21 protein-coding genes are annotated in these 22,131 nt (G+C 43.1%); 7 read left to right on the forward strand and 14 right to left on the reverse strand.

Annotated features, from left to right (window positions below):
* Nucleotides 1-335 precede the first annotated feature (335 nt).
* On the reverse strand, nt 336-1,910 hold the full coding sequence (locus ACRPI0_RS13870) for a flotillin family protein (RefSeq protein WP_432353327.1): 1,575 nt from the start codon (nt 1,908-1,910) through the stop codon (nt 336-338).
* Between the two features lie 27 nt (nt 1,911-1,937).
* Nucleotides 1,938-2,471 carry a hypothetical protein gene (locus ACRPI0_RS13875; RefSeq protein WP_432353328.1) on the reverse strand — a complete coding sequence of 178 codons (534 nt, stop codon included), beginning with the start codon at nt 2,469-2,471 and terminating at the stop codon, nt 1,938-1,940.
* Between the two features lie 242 nt (nt 2,472-2,713).
* Between ACRPI0_RS13875 and ACRPI0_RS13880 the strand changes: the two genes are divergently transcribed.
* The 4 genes from ACRPI0_RS13880 (at nt 2,714) to ACRPI0_RS13895 (ending at nt 7,036) form a co-directional block, all read left to right on the forward strand.
* The gene (locus ACRPI0_RS13880) at nt 2,714-3,334 is read left to right on the forward strand and encodes a DUF47 domain-containing protein (RefSeq protein WP_432353329.1); all 621 of its coding nucleotides are present in this window, start codon (nt 2,714-2,716) and stop codon (nt 3,332-3,334) included.
* Between the two features lie 12 nt (nt 3,335-3,346).
* Nucleotides 3,347-4,345 (forward strand): inorganic phosphate transporter, encoded by a 999-nt coding sequence (locus ACRPI0_RS13885; RefSeq protein ID WP_432353330.1) that lies wholly within the window; start codon nt 3,347-3,349, stop codon nt 4,343-4,345.
* A 158-nt stretch (nt 4,346-4,503) separates the two neighbouring features.
* On the forward strand, nt 4,504-4,704 hold the full coding sequence (locus ACRPI0_RS13890) for a cold-shock protein (protein ID WP_432353331.1): 201 nt from the start codon (nt 4,504-4,506) through the stop codon (nt 4,702-4,704).
* 223 nt (nt 4,705-4,927) lie between these two features.
* Nucleotides 4,928-7,036: an MMPL family transporter gene (locus tag ACRPI0_RS13895; protein ID WP_432353332.1), complete on the forward strand. Its 2,109-nt coding sequence runs from the start codon at nt 4,928-4,930 to the stop codon at nt 7,034-7,036.
* 49 nt (nt 7,037-7,085) lie between these two features.
* Here ACRPI0_RS13895 and ACRPI0_RS13900 read toward each other — a convergent pair whose 3' ends face one another.
* From ACRPI0_RS13900 to ACRPI0_RS13910, 3 genes are read right to left on the reverse strand one after another with little or no spacing between them, the layout of a single operon-like run.
* The gene (locus ACRPI0_RS13900) at nt 7,086-7,253 is read right to left on the reverse strand and encodes a hypothetical protein (protein ID WP_432353333.1); all 168 of its coding nucleotides are present in this window, start codon (nt 7,251-7,253) and stop codon (nt 7,086-7,088) included.
* Entirely contained in the window at nt 7,250-7,726 is a 477-nt protein-coding gene (locus tag ACRPI0_RS13905; protein ID WP_432353334.1) for a hypothetical protein, read from the reverse strand. Before ACRPI0_RS13905 ends, ACRPI0_RS13900 begins: the two co-directional genes overlap by 4 nt.
* Nucleotides 7,727-7,764: 38 nt before the next feature.
* On the reverse strand, nt 7,765-8,412 hold the full coding sequence (locus ACRPI0_RS13910) for a pentapeptide repeat-containing protein (protein WP_432353335.1): 648 nt from the start codon (nt 8,410-8,412) through the stop codon (nt 7,765-7,767).
* Between the two features lie 277 nt (nt 8,413-8,689).
* Here ACRPI0_RS13910 and ACRPI0_RS13915 point away from each other — a divergent pair, with 277 nt between their 5' ends.
* The gene (locus ACRPI0_RS13915; protein WP_432353336.1) at nt 8,690-9,817 is read left to right on the forward strand and encodes a CAP-associated domain-containing protein; all 1,128 of its coding nucleotides are present in this window, start codon (nt 8,690-8,692) and stop codon (nt 9,815-9,817) included.
* Between the two features lie 47 nt (nt 9,818-9,864).
* Here the strand turns inward: ACRPI0_RS13915 and ACRPI0_RS13920 are convergent, their stop codons facing one another.
* The 9 genes from ACRPI0_RS13920 to ACRPI0_RS13960 all read right to left on the reverse strand — a co-directional run bounded on the left by ACRPI0_RS13920 (nt 9,865) and on the right by ACRPI0_RS13960 (nt 18,771).
* A complete protein-coding gene (locus ACRPI0_RS13920; RefSeq protein WP_432353337.1) occupies nt 9,865-10,419 on the reverse strand; it encodes a superoxide dismutase family protein in 555 nt (184 codons plus the stop codon).
* A 71-nt stretch (nt 10,420-10,490) separates the two neighbouring features.
* Nucleotides 10,491-10,874 (reverse strand): hypothetical protein, encoded by a 384-nt coding sequence (locus ACRPI0_RS13925; protein ID WP_432353338.1) that lies wholly within the window; start codon nt 10,872-10,874, stop codon nt 10,491-10,493.
* Between the two features lie 122 nt (nt 10,875-10,996).
* Nucleotides 10,997-12,190 (reverse strand): class I SAM-dependent rRNA methyltransferase, encoded by a 1,194-nt coding sequence (locus ACRPI0_RS13930; protein WP_432353339.1) that lies wholly within the window; start codon nt 12,188-12,190, stop codon nt 10,997-10,999.
* A gap of 180 nt (nt 12,191-12,370) precedes the next feature.
* On the reverse strand, nt 12,371-13,255 hold the full coding sequence (locus ACRPI0_RS13935) for a DMT family transporter (RefSeq protein ID WP_432353340.1): 885 nt from the start codon (nt 13,253-13,255) through the stop codon (nt 12,371-12,373).
* Between the two features lie 101 nt (nt 13,256-13,356).
* Entirely contained in the window at nt 13,357-14,844 is a 1,488-nt protein-coding gene (locus tag ACRPI0_RS13940; RefSeq protein ID WP_432353341.1) for a carbon starvation CstA family protein, read from the reverse strand.
* A gap of 132 nt (nt 14,845-14,976) precedes the next feature.
* Nucleotides 14,977-15,696: a LytR/AlgR family response regulator transcription factor gene (locus ACRPI0_RS13945; RefSeq protein WP_432353342.1), complete on the reverse strand. Its 720-nt coding sequence runs from the start codon at nt 15,694-15,696 to the stop codon at nt 14,977-14,979.
* A complete protein-coding gene (locus ACRPI0_RS13950; RefSeq protein WP_432353343.1) occupies nt 15,686-17,431 on the reverse strand; it encodes a LytS/YhcK type 5TM receptor domain-containing protein in 1,746 nt (581 codons plus the stop codon). The genes ACRPI0_RS13945 and ACRPI0_RS13950 overlap by 11 nt, the downstream gene beginning before the upstream one ends.
* A gap of 99 nt (nt 17,432-17,530) precedes the next feature.
* Entirely contained in the window at nt 17,531-18,541 is a 1,011-nt protein-coding gene (locus ACRPI0_RS13955; RefSeq protein WP_432353344.1) for an NAD(P)H-dependent flavin oxidoreductase, read from the reverse strand.
* A gap of 32 nt (nt 18,542-18,573) precedes the next feature.
* Nucleotides 18,574-18,771, reverse strand: coding sequence for a YwbE family protein (locus ACRPI0_RS13960; protein ID WP_191688634.1), 198 nt, complete (start codon nt 18,769-18,771; stop codon nt 18,574-18,576).
* Nucleotides 18,772-18,906: 135 nt separating this feature from the next.
* Between ACRPI0_RS13960 and ACRPI0_RS13965 the strand changes: the two genes are divergently transcribed.
* Nucleotides 18,907-19,359 carry a MarR family winged helix-turn-helix transcriptional regulator gene (locus ACRPI0_RS13965; protein ID WP_432353346.1) on the forward strand — a complete coding sequence of 151 codons (453 nt, stop codon included), beginning with the start codon at nt 18,907-18,909 and terminating at the stop codon, nt 19,357-19,359.
* Complete coding sequence (locus ACRPI0_RS13970) at nt 19,356-22,010, forward strand: MMPL family transporter (RefSeq protein WP_432353348.1); 2,655 nt, start codon at nt 19,356-19,358, stop codon at nt 22,008-22,010. Before ACRPI0_RS13965 ends, ACRPI0_RS13970 begins: the two co-directional genes overlap by 4 nt.
* Nucleotides 22,011-22,131: the final 121 nt, after the last annotated feature.

The raw sequence follows: 22,131 nt of genomic DNA on the forward strand, positions 1-22,131 counted from the left end.
ATCTTTAGAAGAAGTGTATGAAAAAGTGAAGAGTTTCTTAAGATGTTGCACGTTTGGCTAATTCTCTATGGTTTTAAATGCTTCGCAACGCGTAGCACACCAATCAAGTCTTGGTTTTGATTGGTTAAGAGCACTTTTTCGCATGCGGATGCTGTTGATGGAGTTAGTTTTGGCCATGGAGGATTGTTACTGGAGGGTTATGATCACTTTTTGTGATTTATGAGCGCCCGCGTGAGCGTGAGCGGTTAACGAGTTACTTATACACTTGTTTCATCTATATAAAGTAAAAAAGCTGTTCTCCCCAGACATCTGAGGAGAACAGCTTGCTTCAATTGTTATTCGTCACGTGATGCTTCATCCGTTGCTGCTTCTTCTGTGGATGCTGCGAGTGGAGAACGTGGTTTTTTAAGTTCGTCTGCTAAGTTATCGATACTCGGGCGTAATGTCCCTTTGCCCGCGAAGCTTTCTAGCATGTCTTTGATATTGAGGCCAGTGGTTGCACCGAGTGATTCTTGCATGGTTGCCATAAGATCCGTTGCGTAGCCTGTGACTTTATTGGCACCTCCGCCTTCTCCGCTGCCTGTATCTACGACTGTAATTTTATCAATATTGCCAAGTGGGCTTGCGACTTGTTTCGCATATTCTGGCAACATCTTAACGATCATATCGAGCATCGCTGCCTGACCATAGTGTTGGAATGCTTCTGCGATTTTACGTTTCGCTTCTGCTTCTGCAAGACCTTTCAAACGGATAATGTCTGCCTCAGATTCACCTTGAGCGCGCTGTGAATCTGCACGAGCAGTACCATCCAAACGTACTTTTTCAGCATCTGCTGAAGCACGCGCTTCAATGCGATACTTTTCTGCATCGGCTTCTGCAAGTTGGCGTGACTTTTCTGCGGCTGCATTTTGTTCGATTGCATAACGATCCGCGTCTGCCTTTTTCTTCACTTCCGAGTCGTACTGACGCTCACGACGTTGGATTTCTTTTTCTTCAAGTTCAATTTGTTTCTGACGTTCAATGATGCGAATTTGCATCTCTTGTTCCATAACTTCCTGCTTGGATCGTGCCGTTTGTAATTCGTACGATTGGTCGGCGCGTGCACGAGCCGCGTCTTGTTCCAGTCGGTATTCTGCTACTTTCAATTGGTTTTCTTTTTCGGCTTCTGCAATTTCAGTAGCACGTTCAATTTCCGCTTTTTGTGCTTCTTTAGACGCTTCTGCATTCTTGATGCGCGTTTCTTTCTGTGAAATCGCTGTTGCTATATCCGCATCACGTTTCACCTGAGCAATACGAGGCTTACCGAGTGAATCAAGATATCCGTTTTTATCCCGGACGTCTTTAATAGTAAAGGATACGATTACTAAGCCCATTTTCGCTAAGTCCTGAGAAGCGACACGTTGTACTTCCTGAGAGAACTTGTCGCGGTTTTTGTAAATTTCTTCGACAGTCATTGACCCAAGAATCGAACGCAAATGACCTTCCAACACTTCTTTCGCTTCGTTCTCTCTATCTTCCTTCGACTTACCAAGGAATTGCTCAGCCGCTGTAGCGATTTCGGATATCGAGCCACCTATTTTAATGATAGCTGTTCCATCCGCCATGACAGGCACACCTTGCTCCGTGTACACTTCAGGCGTCGTGACTTCAAGTTTACTGGACAACAGACTTAGTGGAGCCGCCTGTTGGAATACTGGCAAGACGAACGTTCCGCCTCCCCGTATGATTTTCACTTTATTTCCTGAATCATCCGTATGGACATTTTTCGTTCCTATATAACTTCCTGTGACAATCAATGCTTCATCGGGACCGACTGTACGGTATTTCGTGACATACACAAGTATGACCGCTAACACAACAAACGCTGCGATTGCAATCGCAATCCACATCATAGGTAATTCACCTGGCATTTCATTTCCCCCTTAATTTTCGTAAGATTATTTGAAACGGAAAGGCTCGTATTCTTTGACGATGAACGTCCCGGATTCCACTTCGATGATGAGAACTTCTTTTCCGTAGTCAATCGGATTATTCTCATATCCAGACGCTCTCTTAGACAAAATACCATTGACGGTTTCGATAACAATTTCACCGAATCCATCCGCAGGAATTGGAACAATGACTTTAGCTACTTTTCCTGCAAGTGATTCATCTGTATACGCAATAGAAACTTCTGCCGACTTAAGTGGCAACAAAATAAAGAAATAGAGCAAGAAGTCGAGTATTGCACCAGCAGCTAATGAAATAAGTAGGATGATTCCGCTTCCGAGCCCTGTTGCAAGTTCCAGTACATATCCCCACGTTGCTGATAGTGTGACAAATGGCAGAATGACAGCTGGATCGAGTAAAGGGAATAAGTCCCCCGCTCCGTCCGTCAGGTCACTGAAGAATAAGTAAAGTAATGTGGCGATTCCCGCAATAATCAGAATCGGCAAGTACAGTTCTTGAATCGTCATTCCGAGCAGTTCCATTTCAAACACCCCCTTTGCCTATTCTATACGTAAACGATTCAGAAAGGATTCATTTTATTGACTATTCTTTTGTAACTGAATTCTAAATTTGGTTACTTTCTGTATCTTTTATGAACAATTTAAGTAAGATTAACTTTTTTGTCGAAAAAACGCAGATTATGTTCGTCTTACTTGTTCGGATTTGCTATGATAGGTAAGTTATATTCCAACATACTTTCCGTAAATACGGATGGAGGTCAATCATGTTCAGTCCAAGAAAAACAGATCCTTTTTTTGCAGCTCTGTTAACGATTGCAGAACACGTGCAAGAAGCTATGCACTATGCAAATGATTATAAAGTGACGTCCATTGCAGACTTAAAAGAAGTTAGCATTCGACTCAAGAAGTATGAAACTGATGGGGACGATTTAATCCACGAACTCATTACAAAACTGAACACATCTTTCATGACGCCGATTGAGCGAGAGGATATTTTACAGCTCGCAATTAAAATGGACGACATTTTGGATGGCATCGAGCATTTCGCTGCTAACTTAGAAATGTTTTCTCTAATAGAAATTGATGATTATATCCAAACCTTCATGGACAATATCGTGAAAAGCACGGATGAAATCGTCAAAGCGATGAAGTTATTAGAACGTAGAAAGCTCGTAGAAATGCGTGATCATGCTGTCACTATTAAAGAATACGAACGTGTTTGCGATGAAGTACTTCGGACTTCCATAAAGCAGCTGTTCATCCGCGAAAAAGATCCAATCCGAATTATTCAATTTAAAGATATTTATGAACTACTAGAAGATATTGCAGATTACTGCCAGGATGTCGCCAACATGATAGAGACGATCATCATGCGTAACGCATAAGGGGGCATACTGATGGATACAGTTTTGCTTCTAACCATTGCAATTGTAATATTTGCCCTTGCCTTTGATTTCATCAACGGCTTTCATGACACAGCAAACGCAATCGCTACTTCGGTGTCGACACGCGCACTCAAACCTCGCGTAGCGATTTTACTGGCAGCGACTATGAACTTTGCCGGAGCATTGACGTTTACAGGTGTCGCAAAAACTATTTCGAAAGATATTGTAGATCCTTTTACACTAGAGAATGGATCAATTGTCATTTTAGCAGCTCTCCTATCTTCAATAATTTGGAACCTGGTAACTTGGTATTTCGGTATTCCATCAAGTTCCTCTCATGCACTGATTGGTTCTATCGCAGGTGCTGCCATCTCAGCCGCGGGAGTTGGAATCTTAAACTACACAGGGTTCATTAAAATTATGGAAGCCCTTCTTATATCACCTGTTATCGCCATTGTTGGTGGGTATATTGTTATGACCATTTTACGTAGAGTCTTAAGAAATCGTAACTTGTTCAAAGCGAATAGACGCATTCGGTATTTACAAATTCTCACTGCTGCTATTCAATCATTTACCCACGGAACTAACGATGCACAAAAAGCGATGGGTATCATTACAATGGCACTTATTGCTGCAAACTTGCAGACGGGTGACGATATTCAAATGTGGGTTCGTATCGCAGCCGCGACTTCAATGGGAATTGGGACATCGATTGGCGGGTATAAAATTATTAAAACTGTCGGTGGAAAAATCATGAAGATTCGACCTATCCATGGTGCCGCTGCTGACTTGAACTCTGCTGCCATTATTTTCGGTGCAACCTTGCTTCACTTACCAGTTTCTACTACGCATGTTATCTCTTCTTCTATTATGGGAGTAGGTTCAGCGCAACGGGTAAAAGGCGTCAAATGGGGCACTGCGAAGACAATTGTTATCACGTGGATTATCACAATGCCAATCTCTGCAATAGTAGCCGCAATTTTGTATCAATTACTGAATCTGTTTCTTTGAATCACACATATTGGTTGCGTAGCAATCAGGCGTCTGTTATGATAAAGAGGAATTATTTTTGTTCGGCGCGATGGTTAAGTTTACTTGACCCTTTCAAGACTTGAGCAAGGATAGTAACACAATGTATGCGCGAATACGCATACGAGGAGGAAACAAACATGGAACAAGGTAAAGTAAAATGGTTTAACGCAGAAAAAGGTTACGGCTTCATCGAACGTGAAGATGGCGACGACGTATTCGTTCACTTCTCAGCAATCCAAGGCGAAGGCTTCAAGACTCTTGAAGAAGGCCAGGATGTAACTTTCGAAATCGAGCAAGGCCAACGCGGTCTTCAAGCTACAAACGTTGAAAAAGCTTAATTAACTTCAACCTTTCAAAATCGTTTCCTCCCGGGGGAACGGTTTTTTTATGTTGTTTTAAATGTATTTCCCTCTTCTATTCTCGATTTCCCCATAACCTATTCCATCTAACTAAGTCCTCTAACGAGTCATCTCACACCTTTCGCTTATGAAATTCTTTCATTCTTTCATTCTTCCCGATATGATGAACTTAACGAATCTATCTAAGAAAGAAGGGTCCTACATGAAAGCTTTTTCCGGCTTTGTTGCCGCCCGATACAAATGGCTAATCACTCTCTGGTTAGTGTTATTCCTAGGTCTCGCTGTTTTCGCGATACGTCTTCCTGGCTTACTTGAAGGAGATGGTTTCCGCATGGATGGTGAACAAGAGGATGTCTCTTCTACGCTGACAAAAGACTTCGGTCAGCCAGACGAAACTATGTTTCTCGTATTCGAAGGCAAATCCGATGCTGAAATTAGGGATGCTTTAACGAAAATTGAGGAACTCGATATCACTTCTGCCGTGCTTTCTCCACTCGATGAAACCGATCAATACAAAGACACTATTTCCTACGCTATGCTTCAGTTTGACGATAGCGAAAGTGATAAATCAGGTTTAGTCAGCGATATCCGGAAGGCCGTCGGAACGGATGATGGCATTACACTCACCGGTCAATCTCCGATAACTAAAGATATCAATACTGCGAGCCAAAAAGATTTAATGGTAGCTGAAGCTATCGGTTTACCAATCGCTCTCATTGTTTTGTTGTTTGCATTTGGTACCGTCGTTGCTTCACTCGTTCCATTACTCATTGGAGTCGCAACAATCGTCACCTCATTCGGCATCCTGGCACTGTTCGGCCAACAGGTGGACCTGTCTATTTTTGTTCTAAATATCATTCCAATGCTTGGACTTGCACTCAGTATCGATTTTGCATTACTTTTCATTAGTAGATACCGAGAAGAGCGCAAACTACAGTCTATTCCGGAAGCAGTTCGTACAACTATCGAAACTGCAGGACGGTCGATAATCTTTTCTGCGTTTTGTGTGTTCATCGGCCTCGGGGCCATGCTCTTAATTCACGTCGATATTTTCCAAAATATTGCGCTTGGTGGCATGATTGTCGTATCGATTGCTGTACTTGCTTCTATTACGTTACTGCCCTCCATCTTACTCGTATTGAAGGAACGAATCGACAAAGGAAAAGTGCTTCGCGTTAAAAGTGACACAGACCGTTGGCGTTCCTTTGCAGAATGGGTTATTAAACGCCCTGTTCTTATTACTCTCGTTGCGCTAGTGATTCTCGGAATTGCGCTCATTCCTGTTCGTAACATGACGCTCACAATTCCACAGATTGACTCGCTACCTATTTCCTATGATACGCGTTCTTCTTATGAACATATGGAAGATGCGTTCGGAATGCGCGACGAATCGACCGCATTCGTAATTGCAGAGCGCTCTGGTGGATGGGAAGACGAAGACGGATTGAATGCACTCCTCGACGTTCAACAAGCGTTGGAAGCAGACACACTTACGAGCAAGGTGACTACTGTATTCACCGAAAGTGGTATCGCGCAACCTACAGCATTTGAACAAGCTTTACAGTTACCTGAACAAGCTGCTCAATTGCAGCCGCTACTTGATGCATTCATCACAAATGATCTTCTCATGATTCCAGTTACCCTTTCAGCAGATGGTGCTTCGAATGAAGCTCAAGATTGGGCTCGCACGTGGTCGGAGAAAGAGACGCCTTGGAACTTGCAAATTGGTGGAGAGGCGAAGTTCAACCAAGAGATTTTCGATGAGATCACCGATAATATCGTGTATGCACTCCTGATTATTGTCGTGTCAACGTTCATTATTTTAATGATTGCCTTCCGTTCCTTGCTCATTCCGTTCAAGGCCATTTTGATGAACATCATCGGATTATCAGCGTCATTCGGATTGCTCGTGTACATTTTCCAATATGGTCACTTCGGCCTTCATCCCGGAACGATTGCGCTCATTATTCCAGTCATCGTTTTCAGTCTCGTTTTCGGCTTAAGCATGGACTACGAAGTCTTCTTGATTTCAAGGATGCAAGAGTCCTATTTGGAGTCCGGAGATAATGATAAATCTACTGTAGAAGGTCTTGCTTCTACAAGTAAAGTTATTACATCTGCCGCACTTATCATGATTGTTCTGACTGGTGCTTTCGCGTTCACAGATGTTATGCCTGTGAAACAAATCGGTGTCGGAATCGCAATTGCTGTTGCAATTGATGCTACAATCATACGCTTGTTACTTGTGCCGAGCCTCATGAAACTATTCGGTGACTGGAACTGGTGGTTGCCGTTTCGCAAGAAGAAGTAAATACTAAAAAGGACACACCCTCATTTCGCTGAGGGCGTGTCCTTTTCAATTATTTGATGGTGGAAGGCTCGATAAGTTCCACGACAATCGGAGTCTCCATTGACGTATTCCGATTCTGTTCGTCGTGTTTGAACGTTGCCATGACTAAAAAGCAAATGGCCGCAACTGCCAAAATCGTTACAACGATGAGGCCAATTGCAAGGGTCTTCCCTTTCATCGGACGATCCCTCCGTCCTCCACTTTCTTAAAGCCTTCTTCTCTCAAGTAATCCACAGCTTCTTTGTAATCGCCAAAGCTGTCTTCTAAATTGAGTCCGTGATAGATGTTCCAAGCGCCGTCTTCTTCTTTCAACTCAAGCTTGGAATTGTTTCCATCTAACCATTCTTCTTCAAGAAATTCTTGTTCAGGCTTTTCTTCAGATAATCCTGAAATTGCATCTTCGATCGTCTTACGCAATTCTGCTTCCGATGCCTCGCGAACATTCACGAGACCGCGGCTATCCGGCTCATAACCTGGTACGTCCGCAACATACACGAATGCATTGCCATTCGGATGTAAATGTTGGACGACAACCGTCTTATCAAATTTACTATCTGCGTAGTGATAATTGACCCGTTTCATGGATACGTCATTACGTGAAAGTTCCGGGAAAGATTCAATGATGGTTTGTTTTTCTTCAAATGTAAGCATAGGTACCACACACTCCTTGTTTTGTTCGCTTCAGTATATCATGATTCTTCGTGTATCAATAACCCAAACATACGTGCGAAGCCGATTGCTTGTTCCTTCGAAACGGTACAATCTATAATCTTTGAAGGCGTGACTTCTAAACGCTCAAATTTGCAGCTTGCTAAATTCAACCCCGCTAGGTCGGTTTCCCTGAAATTCGCATTCTCCAACTGACATTCCGTTAGCTTCATGTCCTTTATTACACACTCAAAAAAGTCGGACTCCGAGAACTGAGAATTCTCAATTTCTATTGTTTGTAGCTTACTGAAACTAAAGCTACTGTAGCGTGCGTCACTCTCTTCAAAACGTACATGTTTCAACCCTGAGTGATCGAAGTTCGCTCCCGTCAGCTTGCAGTTCCGGAACTCACAGCGCAATATGTCCGCATGTCCCGCTGATACGTTAGAAAAATCACATCGTTCAAATACCGTATCTACAAAAGAAGCTCCCGACAAGTCCATCTCTGAAAAATTACAATCTGTGAACAGTGCATCATCTGTTGCCAGCTCCATGCCTCCTGCAAAACGTAAATCTCCATTTTCTACATCCACTCCACGTAGCGTTTCAGGGTTTGAAGGAATTTGTTCCGCTCGCAGTGGTTCTCTAAAAACGGACAACTTCGGTTTCTGTCGTACTATTTTCTTCATACTAGCACTCCTATCTCGTTTTCCATTCTGTGATTAGGACAATGAGAATGACGACAGAAAATGCCACGATATAAAACCAGTCTGGAATTGTACTAAGGCCACCAAACACGTCCTCATCTCCTAAATAAAAAATTAGTTCCGATTCTTCTCAATTGGTTCTTCCTCAAAGTATACCTGCTCGCAACTCTTCTGGAAACTATCACCTCTTTAATTTAAAGGGTTCACGCTGTATTCAATCGACTGCAGCGAGGTATACTGAGTAGAGGAGGCGAATTATTTGAAACGACTATTTCTATTTGTGCTACTTCTCGTTGCCCTCTTTCTATCGAAACCTTATTGGGAAGAACCGGTCTCTAAGTATGTCGATCTGTCCTTCTTAGATTCTATAGATGAAACGTTGGAAGACATAGTCAACAAAGACACGATTGAATCGACAATCGATACTTTGCGAAATGCGACTAAAGATTTGGTAGGAATCGTATCTGATAAAGCGGATGGACTGCGGGATGCGAAACAGACAGTCGACAAACCTGCACTTGCAAAGCCGACTACAACACCTATTTCCATCAATAACCTTGAAATTGGTACGTCCGCTGAGCAAGTTACAGCGGTGCTCGGTGAGCCGAAGAGTCAATCTCTCAACGAATACGGAGTGGAATGGCGAACGTATCACACGGACTATCAAAACTTCGTCATGGTGGCACTCGATAAGACCAACCAGGTTAGCGCCATCTACACAAATGACGATCTGATATCATCTACTGTTGGTGTCTCTTACGGAGTAGCAAAAGCTGAAGTTCGAAAAGCGCTGGGTCAGCCACTCACTAAAATGCGTAAGGGACTGAATGTGTTTATCCTGCAGGACGATGAAGGGATGGATCTTTTCAAACTTGGTGATGTCTATGCCTATGTATTTTATGACATTCATCAAGAATCCACAGTTACCGCTGTTGAGCTCATTTCTGCTGATCTTGAAAATCAAAAAAAATCTCTATACGCAGCGCGAAGCGAAGCACTGCGCAACGGGTTTGAGCGACAGCTATTCGATTTGACGAATGCAGCACGCGTCCGGCATGGCCGTTCCATCCTAGCATGGGATAGCTCCGTCGCTGGAACTGCACGAAAACATAGTGCTGATATGGCGGACAATGACTATTTCAGTCATGATAATTTAGAAGGGCTATCTCCCTTTGATCGTATCAAGAACGACGGCATCGGTTTTAAACGAGCGGGTGAAAATCTTGCATACGGCCAGTCCAGCAGTATTTTTGCACATGAAGGTCTCATGAACTCAATAGGTCATCGCGAGAATATCTTGTTGAAAGACTACAGTAATCTCGGTATTGGCGTGAGTTTTAACCAAGACATGCAACCGTATTATTCAGAAGAATTTTTGTTGAAATAAAAAAACAACCAGACAGAGCATAACTATTGCTCTCTCTGGTTGTTTTTTTACTTACTTTTCAGTTCCGCACAAGCTATTCGATCGCCCGAGTTCCCGGCAGGATCCGTTTTATAATCATCAGGTCCCGCGTGAATAACAAGTGCGCTACCATCCCCATCAAGCAGTGAATTAGGTTTTCCAGGTTGCAACGTCACATTGTGTAGGGTCACTTGAACCGCTACTTTCCTATCGTCCCCCACATCTAGGTTTGGTAAGTCTCCAAGATGATACCCTTTTGGATTATCAAAGCCATGTTTTTTACTAGTTGGGTTAAAATGACCACCTGCGGATTTGAAATCGGGTGGTGTGCATACTGCTTTTTCATGAAGATGAATTCCATGAATCCCGGACTCCAAACCTTCAGCTCTCAGACTAATCGTTAGCATTCCATCTGCTTCAGTGAAATGAGCCTCGCCAATTTGTGTACCGGAGGTGTTGATCAAATTCGTTTCAACAGACTTTGTTGCTTCAGCGTTTACAGGAACTTTCGCATCTTGTACTCCACATCCACTAATTACAAAAAGACATGTTGCAATACTTACAAGCTGAATTAGACGTTTCATATAGGTTTCCAGCCTCCTTATAATAAGGATGGCTGAAAGTCGGTATTTTATGTGTCTTTAGGAAAGGTTTTTCAAAGTATCACTTCGTCGCTCATTTCAAATACATCGAATACATCACGTTGTATAATCAAAGACATGATTTTACCGTTCTTTTTAAAGTAATGGACGTTCCCAACACGCTCATCTAGCATTTCGGTCCACCCCCACTTTCTGATTTCCTTTAAATATTCTGCAGGTGGCGTTCCTACTTCGTCTCCGATATCTTTCATCTTATACTTTGCAGATTTGGCGATTTCAGTCGTACAATCTTCAGGTTTAACCTCATAAGCATTTTTAGGTACAGGGAATCCTTCGTTAATGACCGCCATTCGATAGCCATCGTCATGTGCAAACGTATAAGAACAGCCTGATAGTAAAAATGCGCCTAAGATAAGTATTCCGGCAATTCGTTTCATACGACCAACCTCCCGAATCGTTCTGTTACTTCAAGAATACTTCATATATTCAGCAATGTCTTTAACGTATTTGTGACAAAAAAACCGCCTCATGTGCAGGTTGCACATGAGGCGGTTTTTGCTTATTTCAATTTCTGAATGATGCAGACTTTCAAGTAGTTGAATTCCGGGTAGTCACGGTTCGTGCGGAAGTCTTTTGGAAGAGAAGACTCTTCCAAGATCTTATACTTCGATCCTTCTGCTTTAAACGCTTCGTCAATGAACGTCTTGAATTTCTTCATGCTGAAGCTTGCGTTATTTGTAGAAGCAACGATGAATCCTTTTTTCTCAGTAATTGCAATTGCATCCTGTAATAAGCCTGTATAATCTTTTGCTGAACTAAACGTAAATTTTTTAGACCGTGCAAAGCTAGGCGGGTCCAACACAACTACATCGAATTTCAAGTCATGGCGATTGGCATAACGGAAGTAATCAAAAACATCCATCACTTTGATATCTTGTGCTTCATAGTCGATACCATTCACACTGAACTGCTCTATCGTTTTCGCATAGCTACGTTTTGCTAAATCGACACTAGTTGTCTTCACAGCACCACCACTTAATGCAGCGACTGAAAACGCACCTGTGTAGGAAAACGTATTAAGTACATGATTTCCTTCTGAGTACTTTTCGCGAAGTGCCGCGCGTACATCACGCTGATCGAGGAAGACACCAGTCATTGCTCCGTCGTTCAAATCGACAGCGAAGTTCATACCGTTTTCTTTAACAATGATTGGGAACTCTCCAGGTGTACCTGATACATAGTCGTCCTGATCGATATACTGACCTTTTGTGTCAAAGCGTTTTTTCTCGTAAATCGCTTTTGCATTTACGATTTTGTCGAGTACACCGTAGACATGATGCTTCATCGAATAGATGCCTTCGCTGTACCAGCTTACCATGTAATATCCATCGAAGTAGTCAATGCTCAGACCACCAATGCCATCGCCTTCTCCGTTAAATAAGCGATACGCAGTCGTTTGCGTATTCAATCTAAAGCTATCGCGACGTTCAAATGCAGCTCTTAGGCGAGATTCGAAAAATGCGAAGTCGATGTCTTCTTCTTCTTTTCGCGTCAACACCCAACCGATTCCTTTGTTTTGGTTACCATAGTAGCCTTTAGCGATAAATCGACGATTTCGGTCGATTAGACGAAGCAAGCTACCTTCTTCTGTTAAAACTTCCGGGTTCATGACAGCGTCTTTTAAAATAAGTGGATAGCCTTTCTTTAAAGCGATTCCACTTTTATCATTTACGAGTACATCAATTGTTTTCATATTTTCATCCTTTTCTACGGATTTCTATGTCCGTTCGCACATTTTCTTTATTATCGCACGTTTAGCGTTGAATTGCGATTCCTTCCTGGTATTTGTGATTTATAAAACAACTATTGTTACCGTTGTTATACACTTCAAACATCTACGAGGAGATAAAATAATGGTTAGTCTTATAGAAAGTTACGGTATGGACTTACGAACTTTTCGCTTCATTAAAAATGAAGGTTTTGTTTCTGCGAGTACAATTGCGAGTAAAATCAGTGCAGCTCCAATAATCATTTGACCGGTCACGATTTCACGTAGCATCAAAATGGAGAAAATCATGCCCCATAGGGATTCCATTGAGAGAAGAATTGCCGCTTTCGTTTCAGAAACATGTTTCTGTGCTACGGTTTGCAGCAGAAATGCAAGTGTTGTCGAGAACACGCCTAGATAGAGTAACGAGGTCGCAGAGGTAGTTGTGATTGGGAGCGATGCCTCTCCTTTAACTCCTACGACAACCCAGGCAATCACGGCTGCGACTGTCATCTGAATGAGTGTCAATGTTATGGCGTCTTCTTTACGGACAAATTGTCCTGTGTAAAAAATATGGAATGCAAAAAATACTGCACACAAAAGCGATAATACATCTCCAGGATTAATAGAAAGCGTTCCATTTAACGATAAAAGGGCAATTCCCGTCATCGCTATAACGGCACCGACCAATTCAAACGCACTTACTTTCCGACGATAAAGAACAAATGCAATGAAAGGAACAATTAATACATTCACTGCCGTTAAAAATGCATTGTTAGAAGGAGTCGTAAATTGTAAGCCGACCGTCTGAAAAGCAAAAGCGCCATACAAAAACAGACCTAGTAAACCACCTTTCAATAAAACAGACTTAGAAATTCTCAAGAGCTTTTTATGAAACACAACGCCTAGTAAAACGGCACCAATGACAAACCGTCCTGCTAAGATTTGATAAGGACTAAAATAATCTAACGCAATCGCGCTAACAGGGAATCCAGTTCCCCAAATAATGGCCGTAATAAGTAGCCCAATTTCACCTATGTACTTCCGCATCTAGCATCCCCCTGTCTTTGTCTAGTATACAGGGGAATTAGGATTCAAGGATAGGAGAATATAAAAGAACCTTCGGCTTAGTTAACCGAAGGTTCTTCGTGTTACTTTTGTGTTGTACTTGCAGCAGTCGCTGCTCCAGCTAACGCATCATCCCAGTCTGGCGCCTCGACCTCCAACGGTATATTTTCTCGACGTGCCCTAACAGCTGCGAAGAAGAACAAAGCTACTAGGAAAATCGAAATTACTGTCGCACCGATCAATGCCACATCCATTGGTAATCTGAATCCAATTTGAGCATTCAAGATGTAGGTTGTAGTTGCCATAAGCATGAATGCCCCTGGCACAAGTGCAATCCAGTAATTCTTTTTCGCGATGAATAAGTACATTGCTGCCACAAAGAGTGCAATAACCGCAGTTGACTGATTCGCCCATGAGAAATATCTCCATAGAATGTTAAAGTCTACGAACGTTAGTGCAACAGAGATTACGAACAACGGTAATGCAATCCATAAACGACTCAAGATTTTTACTTGTGGTAATTTGAAATAGTCGGCAATAATCATGCGAGCACTACGGAATGCAGTATCACCTGAAGTGATTGGTAAAATGATAACTCCAAGGATTGCTAGTGTTCCACCAACAGCGCCAAGCATTAATACAGATGCTTCACTAACAATCATTGCAGGACCGCCAGCAGCAAGTAATTCGTTCAATCCAACTGGTCCATTGAACAACGCCATACCAGCAGCTGCCCAAATCATTGCGATAACTCCTTCAGCGATCATCATGCCGTAGAAAATTTTACGACCTTGTTTCTCACTTTGTGTTGTACGTGAAATGATTGGTGTTTGTGTCGCATGGAAACCAGACAATGCTCCACATGAAATTGTTAAGAATAGAAGTGGGAAGATCGGTAGGTTATCCGGATGCAAGTTTGCAAGTGTCAATTCTGGAATAGGAGCACCTGTAAAGAGCATTCCTCCTCCAACGCCTAGTGCACTAATGATTAGCAACAAACCAAAGATTGGATAGAAGCGGCCGATGATTTTATCAATCGGAAGCAACGTTGCTAGAATGTAATAGATAAAGATCGCTGCAACGATGAAGCCCATTGCGACCCAACCGTTCATTAAGTTATAAAGTAAGCCTGCAGGAGCAGAAACAAATACCGTTCCAACGAGCAACAATAGTAGCACTGCGAAAGCGTTTACAAGATGTTTCATGAATTTACCGAGGAATTTACCAGCAAGTTCTGGAAGGTGTGCTCCGCGGTTTCGAATTGAAATCATCCCAGTTAAGTAATCGTGTACTGCCCCAGCAAAAATTGCGCCGAGAACGATCCAAATAAATGCAACTGGTCCGTAAAGTGCTCCCATGATTGGGCCGAAGATTGGACCTACACCTGCAATATTCAATAGCTGGATTAAAGAGTTCTTCTTTGTATTCATTGGTACATAGTCAATACCATCCGCGTTTGCATAAGCAGGCGTTTGACGCTCTTCTTTCACTCCAAAAACGCGTTCCACGAATTTCCCATACGTGAAATAACCGATAACGAGCAACACTACCCCAAATAGAAATGTATACATGCAATTCCCACCCCTTTGTCTATTTATCTTCTGTTATCATTTTAGATTAATTATTCTAACAATAGTTAGATTTCACTGTAACATGTCGATATTTCAGGGTGAGATGCTTGTCAGATAACTTAACGTGTTTAGTTAGTGTTCTAGCTTGGCTCGCAGACCTTTCACATAGTTACGACTCACAGACAATTTATCCGTGCACCCGTCGATTTCAAGCTGATATGCGCCATTGAACCAGGGTGATAGACGACTGACATGTAGCAGATTGACTAGGTAACTCTTATGGATACGGTAAAACGAAAATGGAATAAGTCGCGTCTCCAAATCTTTCAACGTCAGTTTCACTTCATGCTCTCCTGCTTGAGTCACAATACGAGTCACATTGTCTTCACGGCAACTATATAAAATGCTGCTAATAGGGACATATACAATCTCACCATCTCGTTCAATTGCGAGTTTACCGAGTTGGTGGATAGAGCCGGATGTTTCTTTGACTTGAATCCGTTTCAACGTTTGTGCAATCTGTTCCTCTTCATAGGGTTTTAACAAATAATCGATTGCATTGACACGGAACGCCTCCGCTGCAAATTGAGGATAGGCAGTCGCAAAAATGATTTTAGGTGGATTTTTCAACTCTTTTAAGACAGCTGCGACTTCAATACCATTCATCTTCGGCATTTCAACATCCAAAAATACAACGTCCGGCTGTAGACGTATTGCCTGCATAATGGCTGAATCACCAGAATCCGCTTCTCCAATGATTTTCACATTCGGATGACGACCAAGTAGAAATATAAGTTCTTCTCGTGCATAGCGTTCATCATCCACAACTAACGCTTGAATGTTAGACGGCATGGTAAATCACCTCTTCTTTCGGAATTGCAAAGCGGACGACTGTCCCTTCCCCACTTGCTGTTGTGAACTGAAGACCTGCTTGGTCGCCAAATGTCATCATTAACCGACGATGTACATTATATAGCCCCATTCCAGTACCAGATTCGGACTCAACAGGCTGATCTCCTAACGCTTTCAATCGTTCAGGGGTTATGCCCTTTCCATTGTCTTGCACTGTAATCACTGTCTCACCATTACACGCAGCAATCATCACTTTCACGATACTGCCCCGAGCCATGTCTGCAATCCCATGTTTAACCGCATTCTCGACAATCGGCTGGAGAGTGAGTGGTGGTATAAGTTGTGCAAGCACAGTCGGATCGACATCAAAGTCAATCGTTAGTTTATCGACAAAGCGAGCTTCCTCGATTTGTAAATAGGCACGCACGTGAGCAAGTTCTTGTTCAAGCGTCACCCTTGCAGCGGTTGTACCTTCAACGTTTTGTCGCAAGAATTTAGATAAAGAAGTCAATAACTGACGTGCCTGATCAGGGTCTGTTCGTATTAGGGAAATGATGACGTTCAATGAATTGAAGAAGAAGTGCGGACTAATCTGCGCTTGCAACGCTTTTATCTCCGCGTCTTTCGCAAGTTCGTGCGCATGGTCTGCAGCTGCGATTTCTAGCTGATCGCTAAGCAACGAGCTTAATCCATCAATCAGTTCGATTGTGACATCTGTAACTGCTTTTTCAGTAGGATAGTACAATTTAAGTGTCCCGACTACTTGATCTCTCTGTTTAAGTGGCGCAATGACAGCCGCGCCGAGTGGGCAATCGGATTGCACACAATGGATGGCTTGGTCATTGGCAACAACACGATTTCCATGTTGGAGAACCTCTTTTGTAATGTGTGTTTGAATTGGACTGTGTGAACGGTGATGATCACTAGCTACTCCAACATGCGCCAAAATTTCATTGCGATTTGTCATCGCAACTGCGCTAGGGGATAGTTCGTTAAAGAGAATTTGACACACTTCGTTGCACGTTTCAGATGTCATACCTTTACGTAAATGTGCGAGTGTTTGGTTCGCGATTCTCAATGTTTTTTGTGCTTGCAAGGCTGTGGCCCTATCCTGTTCACCCATAACGTTATATACAATAAGAAGAAAAATAGCCGTTCCGACACCATTCGCAATAATCATTGGTAGACCGATTGCCTGAACGAGTGACCACGCTTCAGTGAATGGCTTTGAAAGCACTAAGATGAGTCCCATTTGCATCGATTCCGCGAATGCTCCAATCGCAAAAGCCGTGATAGGTTTGACTGTCTTCCCTTTTTTATAGAAATAGCCCGCTATTATCCCCGACAAAATTGTCGACAGTCCGCATGAAAATGCAGTGAAGCCGCCTAGAGTCATTCGATGAAGTCCTGCGATGAGACCCGCGCCAATGCCGAAGCGATAGCCTCCAAGTAACCCTGCAACGACAATTCCAATTACACGAGAATTAGCAATCGCTTCGTCCCCTGCTAGACTCATCGTCACACTATTGAAGTGAAACGTTTCCGTGTTAAAGGCAACCCCTAAATACGTTCCGATAATACCGAAGAACCCGAAAAACACAATGGCGCTTACAGTTTGTTTGCGATCGAGTGTGTCTTGGTGCACGAGCTGTTTGAAGAAACGAAACCGAGTTAAGATGAACGCAACCGCAACAATCGTTCCGACTCGTTCCAACATGATAATTAGTAAGTCCATTATGCTCACACCTCTCAATCTTCTGTCCGCTCAAGTATACTGTATTTTCTGTCATCTCAAAAGAGGAGAATGTACGAATACATTCTCCTCTCTCCAATATTAATCTAAAAAATTCGATACAATACGTTTTACAGTTCCCGATTGTGTGTGTTGCACAGCTGTCCCAGCCCATAACGACACAAATTCTGCGTTGTTTTGAATAGCGGCTTCTTTTCTGATGTGTTTCGTCAAATCGTTTTGATATGGATAAGGTGCAATCGGAGATTCACTCATCTGTGTAATGAATCGATTGTTGATTCCACGAGCCGGTCTCCCGGAAAACACATCTGTAATGACTGTGTTGTCCGAAGTTGCATTCAAAACTGTCTGCTTATATGCTTCTGATGCGCCACTTTCCTCTGTTGCTAAGAGTGCGGTTCCGATTTGCACCGCATCTGCGCCATTATTTATCAGTTCGTTCATTCGCTCACTTGTTGCAATGCCACCTGCTGCGATAATAGGGATATGAACAACATCTCGCACACCTGCCAGTAAGTCATCCAATAAAATAAGAGGACCCACGGGATGAAATGAACCCCGATGTCCACCTGCTTCAGCCCCTTGAATGACAACCATATCGAGACCCGATTTTTGCACTGCAATTGCTTCGTCTACAGTAGTCGCTGTCCCTATCAAAAGTATCCCCGCATTGTGAAGTCTTTCAATATATCCTGCATTTGGAACACCAAACGTGAATGAACAAGCTGTTGGCTTTTCTTCTATAACTACTTCAATCTGTCCATGGAAATCCGGTTCATACATCGGTGCTTTCCAAGACGGCATGCCTAGTTGTGCACCAATTGGTTGGAGTGCTACATATGCTAAGCGCAATTGCTCTTCGTTATATGGAGTGTTATCAGAGACAAATAAATTCACAGAAAAAGGGCTAGGCGTAAACATCTTCACTCGTTGAATTGCGGCACGTGTATCGATTGCAGACAAGTAACCTGCGCCAATTGAGCCTAATATACCCGCCTCTGTGCATGCTGCAACAAATTCGGGAGTCGTCACGCCTGCCATTGGTGCTTGAATAATCGGATGTTGAATGCCTAGAGTTTGTTCGAACTCCATGATCTCCCTCCTATCCATGTTGAGTAGGCTTTTTAATCCGCTAAAATGTCGCACACTCTACCGACTTGTCCATCTTCAAGTCGTACTTTGATGCCGTGAGGGTGATGAGCTGAATTTGTCAGCAAGTCTTTGACAACACCCTCTGTTTTCACACCACTTCGCTGGTCTTTCTTCAAAATAACTGCCACTTTTAGTCCTGGGTGAATATCACTTCTATTTTTACCGTCCATATTTACCACTCCTTTTCTATTAGTTTAACACATGAACGCTCCTGTATTACGAGGCTAGTTTTTTCATAATCTTTCTAGTTGACTATAGATAGTTTATCCCCTAAACTAGTAAATAGTTTAGGGGGTTAACTGATTATGAAAGAGACATTATTAGAAGCAATTGAGTTATTTGAAGAAGTGATGATTTACGGAACCGAGCATTTCTTAAAATCGGTTCAATCACCAATTTGGAAAGAATATTCACCAGAACAGATTCAGACACTCAAGCTATTATCCGCCTATGATTCGTTATCAAACGGTAAGCTAGCAGAACTACAAGGTGTCCACAAAAGTGCAATTACGGCTCGATTGAAGAAGCTCGAAGAAAAAGGACTTATCCGTACAGAACGCGATCAACATGACCAACGTGCAAAAGTAGTGCGGCTGACTGACACGGGCCAAGACGTTCTAATTGCTTCCAACGCTGCCATAAACGAAACGATTGCCTCTCTATTTAATGATGAAATTTCAGAAGAAGAGTTAGTTCAGTTCGTTGGCACGTTCCGGAAACTGAAAGATATTTTACAAATGAGGGAGAATACCAAATGAAAACGATATTGAAATTCAGATGGCCAATTTTCGTTGTCCTACTCGGTCTTGCAGTCGGTCTTCTTTTCGTTGCACCAGACCTTGCGAAACAGGCGGAAGAAGCTGGTTCGTTCCAGTTAGCCGACGATGCCGATTCACAAAAGGCAGCCGATATTCTTGAAAAAGCAGGCGCTTCAGAAGATACGCTTTCGCTCGTCTACGACTTCGACAATGCGGTTTCCAATGAAGACAAAAAAGCAGTTCAGGCGACAGCGCAAGAACTTGAACGAATTGGGAAACCTGTGACCGCTGTCATGGATCCTTTTGAAAGTGAAGAAATTGAGAACCAACTCGTCTCTGAAGACAAAAAGACGGTACTCGTTCCAATCACAGTAGATGGGACGGATGAAGAAATCATCGATCTCAGTAAGAAAATTCGTTCAGAGATTGTACCGAAAGACATGACCGTCTACTTGACCGGTGAAGCGATCATCAACAATGACGTGAACGACAGCGCACAAGAAGGCTTGAAAAAGACCGAAGTAATTACCGTTGTCCTTATCTTCGCTTTGCTGCTCATCGTATTCCGTTCCATTGTCACTCCGATCGTGCCTTTGATTGCCGTTGGGATTACGTATTTACTTAGCCAATCTCTCGTCGCGTTCTTCGTGGACTGGTTCGGTTTCCCAGTTTCCAACTATACGCAGATCTTCCTCGTCGCGATTCTGTTCGGACTCGGAACCGACTACTGTATCTTGCTTTTGAGCCGATACAAAGAGGAATTGATCGAAGGACACGAAATCCAGGAAGCAATTGTGAACACATATAAAACTGCAGGCTGTACTCTGATTATTAGTTCACTTGCCGTATTCATCGGATTTGCGGCAATTGGATTTGCAGATTTCCCAATCTTTAAATCCGCAGTTGCGGTTGCAGTCGGGATTGCCGTACTGATTCTCGTGCTATTCACAGTCGTACCATTGTTCATGATGCTGCTGAAAGACAAATTGTTCTGGCCAGCAAAACAGGCGACAACTCATAACGACAGTAAATTGTGGATCCGTTTCAGTAAACTGTCCGTTGCCCGTCCATTGCTTTCCATGGCAATCGTTGCGGTTATCACAGTACCATTATTGCTAACTTACGACAATGACCTATCCTTTAATACGGTGGATGAAATCGATCAATCTAAAGAATCCGTGAAAGGATTGAATCTAATTTCTGAAGGATTCGGTAAAGGGGATTCGCTTCCTGTCCAGGTCATCTTGAAATCGGACACTTCAATAGTGGATGCAAAAGATGTCCCTTATTTGGAGACGATTAGTCGAAACTTAGAGAAAGTGGATGGCGTGAAATCTGTCCGTACGATTACCCGTCCAACGGGTGAGCAGATTGACGATTTAAATGTCGACAATCAGTTAGGATTGATCTCCGATGGCTTAAAAGAAGCCGTTGATGGGATTAAAAGCGTTCAAGACGGACTCGTTCAAGTCGAAGGTGGACTTAATGATGCCGCAAGCCAGTTGCCGTCTGGTAAGGAAGCTTCTTCTGGAGGTGCTGGATTACGTCAGGCCGCTCAAGGTATCGGACAAATTAATGACCAACTTGGCCAAATTGCGGGCGGACTGTCTCAAGGATTGCCAGCTGCTCAAGCTGCAGGTGGACTGAACGTCCTCAGTACGGAACTTGGTAAAATTTCTTCAAGCTTGAATGGTGCTGCGGGACAGATCGAAGGATCCGGTTCCCAGTTTGGTCAGCTTAGCGGCGGACTCGGTCAACTTGCTAAAGGTGTCACTGATTCCAAGAATGGTCTTACTGAAATCAGCGAAGGGCTGACAGAAGTGACTGATATGCTAAAAGATATGAGTGAAACACCAAGTATCCGTGATACAGGAATTTACATTCCAGCCGGTACACTCGGAGAAGAAGAGTTCAAACCAGTCATCGATCGCTATACATTCGGCGATGAAACCGGGATTCTCATGGAAGTCATCTTGAAAGACGATCCGTATTCCCGTGAATCTATCACTACCGTTCAAAACATTAAAGACAGTGTGAAAACATCCATCATTGGAACACCATTTGAAAATACCGACGTCGCATTTGCGGGTATTTCCAGTATGAACTCTGATTTAGATGATATTTCATCAAAAGACTTTACCCGAACTGTGGTCATTATGCTTGTGGGTCTGTTCGTCGTGTTAACGATTCTATTCCGATCCGCGATCATGCCACTGTATATGATTGGTTCGTTACTACTCACGTACTACACGGCGATTTCCTTTACGGAATTAATTTTCGTCAATGGACTTGGATACGATGGCATCAGTTGGGCAGTTCCGTTCTTCGGTTTCATCATGCTCATTGCACTCGGCGTCGATTACTCGATCTTCCTACTCGACCGCTTCCGCGAAGAGAGCATCAAAGGAAGCACGATTGCCGATGCCCTTCGGATTTCCATGGCGAAGATGGGAACTGTCATCATCACAGCAGCCATCATTCTTGCAGGTACGTTCGGTGCGATGATGCCGTCAGGTGTCCTGAGCCTCGTGCAAATCGCAACAATCGTCATTACAGGTCTCTTGCTATATGGTCTCATCATTTTGCCTCTTCTAATCCCTGCGATCACCGTATCGTTCGGCCGAGGTGTCTGGTGGCCATTCCGAGGGTAAGTGCCTAAAGCACTATACAAAGAATCCGTTCAGAACAGCAGACGCTGCTCCGAACGGATTCTTTTTTGTGATTGGATGCTTGGGTGTGAGGAGATAGCTTGTGTATGCTATTCGTGATGTG

Origin of the sequence: Sporosarcina sp. A2 (assembly GCF_050858885.1) — a bacterium.
Taxonomy (GTDB): domain Bacteria; phylum Bacillota; class Bacilli; order Bacillales_A; family Planococcaceae; genus Sporosarcina.

Coding starts and splice junctions, on each gene's coding strand:
- ACRPI0_RS13870 (WP_432353327.1), bottom strand. CDS start 1,910: ATGCCAGGTGAATTACCTATGATGTGGATTGCGATTGCAATCGCAGCG.
- ACRPI0_RS13875 (WP_432353328.1), bottom strand. CDS start 2,471: ATGGAACTGCTCGGAATGACGATTCAAGAACTGTACTTGCCGATTCTG.
- ACRPI0_RS13880 (WP_432353329.1), top strand. CDS start 2,714: ATGTTCAGTCCAAGAAAAACAGATCCTTTTTTTGCAGCTCTGTTAACG.
- ACRPI0_RS13885 (WP_432353330.1), top strand. CDS start 3,347: ATGGATACAGTTTTGCTTCTAACCATTGCAATTGTAATATTTGCCCTT.
- ACRPI0_RS13890 (WP_432353331.1), top strand. CDS start 4,504: ATGGAACAAGGTAAAGTAAAATGGTTTAACGCAGAAAAAGGTTACGGC.
- ACRPI0_RS13895 (WP_432353332.1), top strand. CDS start 4,928: ATGAAAGCTTTTTCCGGCTTTGTTGCCGCCCGATACAAATGGCTAATC.
- ACRPI0_RS13900 (WP_432353333.1), bottom strand. CDS start 7,253: ATGAAAGGGAAGACCCTTGCAATTGGCCTCATCGTTGTAACGATTTTG.
- ACRPI0_RS13905 (WP_432353334.1), bottom strand. CDS start 7,726: ATGCTTACATTTGAAGAAAAACAAACCATCATTGAATCTTTCCCGGAA.
- ACRPI0_RS13910 (WP_432353335.1), bottom strand. CDS start 8,412: ATGAAGAAAATAGTACGACAGAAACCGAAGTTGTCCGTTTTTAGAGAA.
- ACRPI0_RS13920 (WP_432353337.1), bottom strand. CDS start 10,419: ATGAAACGTCTAATTCAGCTTGTAAGTATTGCAACATGTCTTTTTGTA.
- ACRPI0_RS13925 (WP_432353338.1), bottom strand. CDS start 10,874: ATGAAACGAATTGCCGGAATACTTATCTTAGGCGCATTTTTACTATCA.
- ACRPI0_RS13930 (WP_432353339.1), bottom strand. CDS start 12,190: ATGAAAACAATTGATGTACTCGTAAATGATAAAAGTGGAATCGCTTTA.
- ACRPI0_RS13935 (WP_432353340.1), bottom strand. CDS start 13,255: ATGCGGAAGTACATAGGTGAAATTGGGCTACTTATTACGGCCATTATT.
- ACRPI0_RS13940 (WP_432353341.1), bottom strand. CDS start 14,844: ATGTATACATTTCTATTTGGGGTAGTGTTGCTCGTTATCGGTTATTTC.
- ACRPI0_RS13945 (WP_432353342.1), bottom strand. CDS start 15,696: ATGCCGTCTAACATTCAAGCGTTAGTTGTGGATGATGAACGCTATGCA.
- ACRPI0_RS13950 (WP_432353343.1), bottom strand. CDS start 17,431: ATGGACTTACTAATTATCATGTTGGAACGAGTCGGAACGATTGTTGCG.
- ACRPI0_RS13955 (WP_432353344.1), bottom strand. CDS start 18,541: ATGGAGTTCGAACAAACTCTAGGCATTCAACATCCGATTATTCAAGCA.
- ACRPI0_RS13960 (WP_191688634.1), bottom strand. CDS start 18,771: ATGGACGGTAAAAATAGAAGTGATATTCACCCAGGACTAAAAGTGGCA.
- ACRPI0_RS13965 (WP_432353346.1), top strand. CDS start 18,907: ATGAAAGAGACATTATTAGAAGCAATTGAGTTATTTGAAGAAGTGATG.
- ACRPI0_RS13970 (WP_432353348.1), top strand. CDS start 19,356: ATGAAAACGATATTGAAATTCAGATGGCCAATTTTCGTTGTCCTACTC.